We start from the raw sequence: 6,592 nt of genomic DNA on the forward strand, positions 1-6,592 counted from the left end.
CGATCACCGATCGCCTTCGAGAACGCCCTCCAACACACACCAACTACGCTGGCACCAGCCGCATAACTCGTGTCCAGGATTCGGGGTCAAGGCCCGGGGGCTCGTCCAGTACTACCTGCTGGCCGGCGACGTCTGGAGACTGAGCCGGCTGAAATGGGTCGCACAGACCTCAATGCTCAAGACGCTTGCCGCCAAGCATCGTTCGACGGTGTCAGCGATGGCTCGCAAATACAGGGCCAAGATCTCGACACCAGATGGACCACGGACATGCTATGAGGCCAGCGTCCAACGAGCAGGCAGGAAACCACTGGTCGGAAGGTTCGGCGAAATCCCGCTGAAGCGGCAGAAGAAGGCGGTACTACAGGACCGTCCGGTAGTCCGACCCGTTGCCCGCAAAGAGCTGATTACACGGCTCCGCATGGGCAAGTGTGAACTGTGCGAGCAGATAGGCCAAGTGGAAGTCCACCAGGTCCGAAAGCTCGCCGATCTCACCGAGTCCGGACGACCACAGCCCCCGTGGGCCCAACACATGGCAAAGAAGCGGAGAAAAACCCTCGTGGTCTGCACCCGCTGTCATGTGGCCATTCATACGGGGCAACCAACCGCGCAATTCACGGAGTAGTCGCTGGAGAGCTACGTGCACCGAAAGGTGCCCGCGTGGTTCGGACCGGGGGCCGCTGGAGCAGGACCGTGGTAACACGGCACCTCGCCAGCGGCCTACCGGTGTTGGCCGATCCCGCCTTCCTGTTGGTGGCGTGGGATCGTGTCCGGGGAAACAAGGGTGCCCGCACGGCCGGAGTGGACGGGAAGACCGCCCGCTCCATCGAAGCCGGGCAGCGAGTCGAGATGTTTCTCGGCAGACTGCGGGATCAGATCAGAGACAGCAGTTTCCGGCCGGTTCCCGTGCGTGAGCGGATGATCCCCAGGGTGCCGCAGGGTGATGCCGGTCCCGGCGGGTATGCGGAGGAATTGATCGAGTGGGTCGTCGAGTTGGAGCACATCTGCTTCAACCAGCTGGGCGAGCAGAGTCCCGGTGAGTGGTTTGGTCAGCGAGCCGATTTGGACAAAGCGGTCGAGGTCGTGGCCGTGGCTGACCTGGGGGGCCTGGGTGCTGCTGAGAATGCAGGTGGCTACAGGGGGCATGGCGCGCCTTCAGCTGGTGTTGCGGGGCAGTGCGCAGGCCGCTGTACCGCCCGGCATGCGATGTCGGTTCATGGCCACCGTTCGGTAGATGGCGTGCGCTGCCAGGCTGATAGGGGGAAGCCGCAGGCAGCGCCCTATCAGCCGGTACCTGCGGGAGGGGGAGGAGCTGAGAAATCCGGCCAGGGCGGGGGCACCGCCACAGCGCACCTGGCCCCCGTCGAACAGCAGAACTTCTCTGTCCAGGCGCTCCAGGTGGGCCTGGGTCAGTTCCGGTGGGAGGGTCTGCCAGGCGACGGCCTTCGTCCGGGGTCTGGCCCGGAACTGCATCTGCCGCACGGCGGCCTGACAGAAGCCGCAGTCGCCGTCGAACGCCAGCACGCTGTGCAGTTCAGTGGTGCCGGCTGTGGGGCTCATGGCGGTGTCGTCCATCGTTGGTGGCCCTTCTCCTTCCCGTGAACAGAAGCAGGAACAGGACGGGATGCGTGACGCGGGAGAGTAACGGCCTGGTGCGGTCGCGGGCTACAGCAGGGGAGCCAGCCACCCTTCCAGAGCGGCTTCCCGGCGACGTGAGCGCAGGACCTCGGTCGGTCGGTTCTCTGCCCACCACTGTGTCAGGGTCGAAGGTGAGGCGCTGCCCCGCACGAAGTGGGAGAGCAGACCGAGCGAGAGGTCGACTTCCCGCTGCGTGTACGCGGTGTCCGCGGCGGAGAGGACCAGCGTCTCGACGCGCTGGTCCTGGGCATGCACCACCACAGTCATCTGCGGCGGACTGCCCGGAACCCAGGCGTCGAGGGCCGCCGCGGCAACCGTCGTCACCCGGGTCGCCCATCGGACGGCAGCCGAGCGCACCGGTACGTCGAGAACCTGGAGATCCGTCACATCCCCCCAGCCCCAGACATGTTGTTCAGGGCCGGTGACTGACAACTCGGTAGGGGAGAGGAACACCCCAGAGCCCTCTTCGGCCGGAGGCGCGCCCAGACACACTCTGCTCTCTTCTATCCAGAACAGGCCGATCACACATCCCGGCCGGCCGGGACCGCCGTTCTGGGGCGATGAGGTTCCCAATTTCAGCTCCGCTCCTCGATCACGGACATGGAAGCGTCCGTCTCCTGACTCCTGGACCTCGTACCTTTCGCACCCTGCTGCGATCCAGGGCACACCGGACATGCGCCCATCACCGGCAGACGACTCCAAAGTGCGATCGACTCTGAAAATCAGGGTGCTTCCTGCTCTTGTTGACGGGAACCTGATCATGCCAGGGCGGACTCCGCGCAGGGGCCCTTCCGGCCACGTAGGGATGTACTTTCCGCAACCGAAAACTGGCCTCGCGCACCTGGACGGCCACGGGCGCCCGTCGCACACGCCCGGCATCTGCTCCAGGGACCCGACGGCACCGGCTGTCCACAGGTCAACTCATGTCCACAGCTCATTTGGTCCGCTTCTCGGCTCCTGAGCCGGCCGAGCTCTCTGGTGCCCTGGCGGCCGTCTGGGACGCCTTCGACCTGGTCGGGCGCGTGGCCGACGCGGTCACCTGGGACGGCGGTGGGGACGAGCTGGAGGCGATGGTCGCGGCTCAGGCCTGTTCGGCAGGCCGCCAGTTGCTGCCCCTGCCCGAGCACGGCCGGCCGTACGACCTGCCGCCCGTGCCTCCGGGAGCCGCGGCTCTCGTCCCTCATGTCCGGCTGCTGCGCCTCGTGCAGGCCGCACTGGACCGGGTGGCAGCGGCGGAGTCGGGGGAGGGGCGGGCTGTTCTGGAGCGGGCCGCCGGGCATGCGAGGTCCGGCGCCGACGCCCTTGCCGCCGTACGGGACCGGTAACCGTGGCCACCCTGGGCGATCTCTACGACATCGCGGGCAAACATCTGCGGGCGGCAGCCGAGGCGTTACCGTCCTCGGCCGATCCGGTGTTCCGATCCGCCGCGGCGCTGCAGCTGGAGCAAGTCGTCGGGCGGATGCGGGACCGGCTGGAAGCGGGCGCGGAGGAGGCGCAGTCGCCGGTCGAGGTTGACCTGGCCGCACAGTTGGACAGGGCCCGCGGGGCGCTGCGAACGGCTCGGCGCCTGCTTTCCGCCGAGGACGGCGGCATGCCCCTGCCGAACGAGCTGACGAGTGCCGGGCAGGCCGTTGCGGCGGTGGGGGACCTGGTCGAGAGCCATCGCGGACCGGACCATGTCCCGGTGACTGCGTACGCCTACCTGCTCGGCACCAGGGCCGCCCGCGGGTACGTCACCCGGCGCACGGCCGAACTCGCCTGGGAGGCGGGGAGGGTCGCCCATGCGCTGTCCTCAGGGGTTCGGGATCCGGGTGTCGAGGCTGCCCGCGCGCTTCAAGCGGGGTGGCAGTGGCGTGGAAGGCCAGCGACGGGACGATCGCCTTGTCCCCCGGCCCGATCCCGGCCGCGGCATACATCGAGTGCAGTGCGGCGGTCCCGGTGCAGGGGGTGGCGACGTGCCGGACGCCGAGGTAGGCGGCGAGAGTGTCCTCCAGGTCAGCGACGACACCGGAGCGGTCCGGGATCGAGACGGCCTTCTCAGGATGACGGGCCACAGCCTCGCGGTCGGCGTCGCCGATCGGCGGCCAGGCGAAGTGCGGTCCCGGGAGGCGTAGGTGGCGGCGAGGAACGCGGCGTGCGGCAGGTGGGCGGCCTGGCCGGAGGGGTTGGGGCGGGTGCCGCCCAGGACGCGGCAGGAGCGGTCGATCTGCGCTGCGGGTGCGCACGGCCAAGCGGGCTTGCGCAGCAACGAATCGACCACCTCCGACAACACCCCTGTGACCTTGTGTCACTGTGCCTGCCCGCAGGCGAAGCACTCACTACCGGCGACCCGCTCAAGCTCATGAGGCTTTTTCGCATCACCGAACATACCGCCATGCTCTACGTCGGCACCGCCTACCCGGAGCGAACCGCGAAACTGCTCAGGTAGCGGGCACCCGGCGAGCCCGATGCCGCAGCTAAAGCCCGTGGCGGTGTGGCAGTGGGGTCCGGCATCATCCCTGTGTGATTGTGATGCAACCCGTTCTGGGGATCTTCGCTGCCGACGACTTCGCGCTCTGGCCGGTTGGCGAGCACGAGTCGTACGGCTACCTCGTACTGGACGGGGAGCTGACTCCCGCGGAGGTCCTGCGGATCGCAGACTGCACCAACTTCGAGCCGGAGGAGGAGCACGGGCCGTGCCCGACCGACCCGCTCGACGCGTTCCTGCACGGGCTGCTCACCATGCCCAACCTGTTCGCCGCCGGCGGGTTCCGGGTGACTGACATAGCCACCGACACCGTCTTCGTAGAGCCGGGCTGCTGCAACGGCCTGGAGACCTGGCGGGACTGGCGGAAGGTGCTAGACGGCACCGGCTGCTCCTACTTCGGCCACGACCCGTCCTCGGCGGCCGAACGTGTCGGCGACACCGTCCGGCTGACTCTCGACGCCCACGCCAAGGAGGGCAGCCCGGTGATCGACCTGCCGGGGGACCAGGTGCGCGCGCTCGTCACCGGTGCCCAGGCGGACTTGCGGGACTTCCACAGCCTTGCCGGAACCTGGGCCGAACAACACTTGCCGACACACGCCGCCGCCGTCACGGCCGCCTTGGCCCGGGCACTGGATGTGGAGCTCACAGAATGACCAGCTTCCTGACCCACCGGGCGCGTGTGCACGACGCCCGGCTCCCTTTCCACCGGCGGCACAGCGCGCTGCGCACATGTCTCACTGTTTTCGCTCCTTACGGCCTGCGGGCGACATACCACCACCTCACGCTCAGCGCCGCGATCCCCCGGCGGCTGGAGGCGGACCCGGATGCGCTGGCGCGGGCGGTGGAGGAACTGCACGAGGCGCGGGTGCTGTGGCTCGTGCGGGCAGAGGAGTACGCCGTGCAGCGTCGGACGGAGAAGCAGGCCGGGCAGCGGGCTGTACCGAACCCTCGGCCGTGGTGGCTGCGGAGCTGGTGGGAGGGCCCCAACCGCGCCTGGTACGAAGATCCGTTTCGCCATCCGTCGCTGCGGCTGCCCGAGTACGTCCGGCGACAGAACGCACTTCTGGACGGCGTCGATCTCCCCGGCTGCCCAGCCTGCGGGGACGGGAGACCGCTGATGTCGAACTCGACCGGGCACGGCTGGGTGGAGCTGTGCCGTGGGTGCGCGTGGGTACTGGCGCCATGTCCGTGCGGGCAGCGCCACCGGTTCGTCCCGGAGACCCCGTTCAACTGGAACGGGATCTGGCAGCGGGCGCACATGCGCGATGACGGCATGCCGAACCCACACTGGCCTGCGGGCTAGCCGCTTGGACGAGGCACGGGGGGCTTAAGTGTGGCTGATCAGCTGGGTGGCGCGCTCTTCAGATCGTTGCCCGCCGCGCAGGTGATCGTTGCCCAGCACTCCTCGTAGCGAAGAGATATCGCGGACGCTACCGAGAGGGCGCCGGCCGGTCACCACACGTCGATGGACCAGACGTCGCCCCTCTGATGTCCGTCTGGATCTGGGTCGCCTGACCCGTACGGGTCAGGGTCAGCAATAACGTGGATGCGGGCGGCGGACGCGGATACGCGGTAGCAGTCCATGTCACTCGACGTGTTGTGCTTGTCGAGTTCGATCGTGTGGCCCAGTGCCAGGATGGCGCCCTGCAGTTCCTTGAAGGGGACTCTGGGTGCGAATTCCCCGTACTCCCGCGAGAGCGGGGACGGCACGGTGTTCGGGGACTGGTCGTACAGCAGTCGTTGGATCTTCACGCCGAACCCGAAGCATGACATCCGCCCTTGCCGCCCTGGCTGGTCCGGCGAGAAGTTGATTTCCACGAGCCCGTAGTCCCGCCGCATTAGGCCACCACCGGGAACGTCGAGGCATGTCGCCCCCAGAGCGGCCTCCCAGGCTTCCGGGTCGGCACCGAGGCCAACTTCCAGGGCCTCACCGCAAACGGCGACGTGAGCGTAGAAGTCCAAAGCGGACACCCGCCTACTCCCTCAACTCTCCGGACAGGGCACCACTTGCTGATCTCCGCACAGGACAGACAAATCAGCGCCCAGTATTCGGTGATCGTACAGAGCCTCCAGGGATGGCAGCGCCGGGTGAGTTCGTCGCCGTCGTCGAAGTCGGAAGTCCCAGGCGGGATGTGTCTTTCGGATCAGCCGTGGTCTTCCCAATCCCCCTGGCAGAACCGGGCGTCGCTCACCATGTCCCGGCAGCTACTGATTCCCAATGTGGTTGTCAAGGCCGGTTGATGACTCGTTGTGAGGGTGTCAGCCCAGTGGGACGGGGCTGGGTGGCGCGGTGATCTGAAAGGTTCGGCCGTCACGTTATCAGGGCCCAGAGAACGTTCAGGCGGCGGCGCGCGAGGGCGATGACGGCCTGCTTGTGAGTCTTGCCTTCGGCTCGCTTGCGTTCGTAGAACGACTTGGAGACAGGGCAGCAGCGGGCGGCGACCATGGCTGACATGTAGAAGACCCGCAGCAGGCGCCGGCAGTAGCGTC

10 protein-coding genes and 1 pseudogene are annotated in these 6,592 nt (G+C 67.7%); 4 read left to right on the forward strand and 7 right to left on the reverse strand.

What is annotated here, in order from left to right:
* Positions 1–622: group II intron reverse transcriptase/maturase (locus ACIRJP_RS41750; protein ID WP_404186340.1), on the forward strand; the 622-nt coding region annotated here is incomplete at its 5' end.
* Between the two features lie 95 nt (positions 623–717).
* Here ACIRJP_RS41750 and ACIRJP_RS41755 read toward each other — a convergent pair.
* The 3 genes from ACIRJP_RS41755 to ACIRJP_RS41765 form a co-directional block, all read right to left on the reverse strand.
* The gene (locus ACIRJP_RS41755; RefSeq protein ID WP_404186342.1) at positions 718–1,143 is read right to left on the reverse strand and encodes a serine hydrolase; all 426 of its coding nucleotides are present in this window, start codon (positions 1,141–1,143) and stop codon (positions 718–720) included.
* A gap of 9 nt (positions 1,144–1,152) precedes the next feature.
* Positions 1,153–1,572: a thiol-disulfide oxidoreductase DCC family protein gene (locus ACIRJP_RS41760; protein WP_404186344.1), complete on the reverse strand. Its 420-nt coding sequence runs from the start codon at positions 1,570–1,572 to the stop codon at positions 1,153–1,155.
* Between the two features lie 90 nt (positions 1,573–1,662).
* On the reverse strand, positions 1,663–2,022 hold the full coding sequence (locus tag ACIRJP_RS41765) for a hypothetical protein (RefSeq protein WP_401878806.1): 360 nt from the start codon (positions 2,020–2,022) through the stop codon (positions 1,663–1,665).
* A gap of 536 nt (positions 2,023–2,558) precedes the next feature.
* On the opposite strand from ACIRJP_RS41765, the gene ACIRJP_RS41770 reads away from it, so the two are divergent.
* Positions 2,559–2,960: a hypothetical protein gene (locus tag ACIRJP_RS41770; protein ID WP_404186346.1), complete on the forward strand. Its 402-nt coding sequence runs from the start codon at positions 2,559–2,561 to the stop codon at positions 2,958–2,960.
* A gap of 65 nt (positions 2,961–3,025) precedes the next feature.
* Here the strand turns inward: ACIRJP_RS41770 and ACIRJP_RS41775 are convergent, their stop codons facing one another.
* Positions 3,026–3,418 carry a hypothetical protein gene (locus ACIRJP_RS41775; RefSeq protein ID WP_404186356.1) on the reverse strand — a complete coding sequence of 131 codons (393 nt, stop codon included), beginning with the start codon at positions 3,416–3,418 and terminating at the stop codon, positions 3,026–3,028.
* A complete protein-coding gene (locus ACIRJP_RS41780; protein ID WP_404186348.1) occupies positions 3,369–3,950 on the reverse strand; it encodes a DegT/DnrJ/EryC1/StrS family aminotransferase in 582 nt (193 codons plus the stop codon). The genes ACIRJP_RS41775 and ACIRJP_RS41780 overlap by 50 nt, the downstream gene beginning before the upstream one ends.
* Before the next feature lie 196 nt (positions 3,951–4,146).
* On the opposite strand from ACIRJP_RS41780, the gene ACIRJP_RS41785 reads away from it, so the two are divergent.
* The gene (locus ACIRJP_RS41785; protein ID WP_404186354.1) at positions 4,147–4,755 is read left to right on the forward strand and encodes a hypothetical protein; all 609 of its coding nucleotides are present in this window, start codon (positions 4,147–4,149) and stop codon (positions 4,753–4,755) included.
* Positions 4,752–5,405 (forward strand): hypothetical protein, encoded by a 654-nt coding sequence (locus ACIRJP_RS41790; RefSeq protein WP_404186350.1) that lies wholly within the window; start codon positions 4,752–4,754, stop codon positions 5,403–5,405. Before ACIRJP_RS41785 ends, ACIRJP_RS41790 begins: the two co-directional genes overlap by 4 nt.
* A gap of 149 nt (positions 5,406–5,554) precedes the next feature.
* Here ACIRJP_RS41790 and ACIRJP_RS41795 read toward each other — a convergent pair whose 3' ends face one another.
* Positions 5,555–6,073, reverse strand: coding sequence for a hypothetical protein (locus tag ACIRJP_RS41795; RefSeq protein ID WP_404186352.1), 519 nt, complete (start codon positions 6,071–6,073; stop codon positions 5,555–5,557).
* A 288-nt stretch (positions 6,074–6,361) separates the two neighbouring features.
* Positions 6,362–6,592 (reverse strand): annotated as a pseudogene (locus tag ACIRJP_RS41800) (IS110 family transposase); the annotation flags it as partial.

It is taken from the genome of Streptomyces sp. NPDC102437, from assembly GCF_044765565.1.
GTDB lineage: Bacteria > Actinomycetota > Actinomycetes > Streptomycetales > Streptomycetaceae > Streptomyces.

What these genes read in the sequence shown, in the direction of transcription:
- ACIRJP_RS41755 (WP_404186342.1), bottom strand. Translation starts at nt 1,143, where the DNA reads ATGCCCCCTGTAGCCACCTGCATTCTCAGCAGCACCCAGGCCCCCCAG.
- ACIRJP_RS41760 (WP_404186344.1), bottom strand. Translation starts at nt 1,572, where the DNA reads ATGGACGACACCGCCATGAGCCCCACAGCCGGCACCACTGAACTGCAC.
- ACIRJP_RS41770 (WP_404186346.1), top strand. Translation starts at nt 2,559, where the DNA reads ATGTCCACAGCTCATTTGGTCCGCTTCTCGGCTCCTGAGCCGGCCGAG.
- ACIRJP_RS41775 (WP_404186356.1), bottom strand. Translation starts at nt 3,418, where the DNA reads ATGGGCGACCCTCCCCGCCTCCCAGGCGAGTTCGGCCGTGCGCCGGGT.
- ACIRJP_RS41785 (WP_404186354.1), top strand. Translation starts at nt 4,147, where the DNA reads ATGCAACCCGTTCTGGGGATCTTCGCTGCCGACGACTTCGCGCTCTGG.
- ACIRJP_RS41790 (WP_404186350.1), top strand. Translation starts at nt 4,752, where the DNA reads ATGACCAGCTTCCTGACCCACCGGGCGCGTGTGCACGACGCCCGGCTC.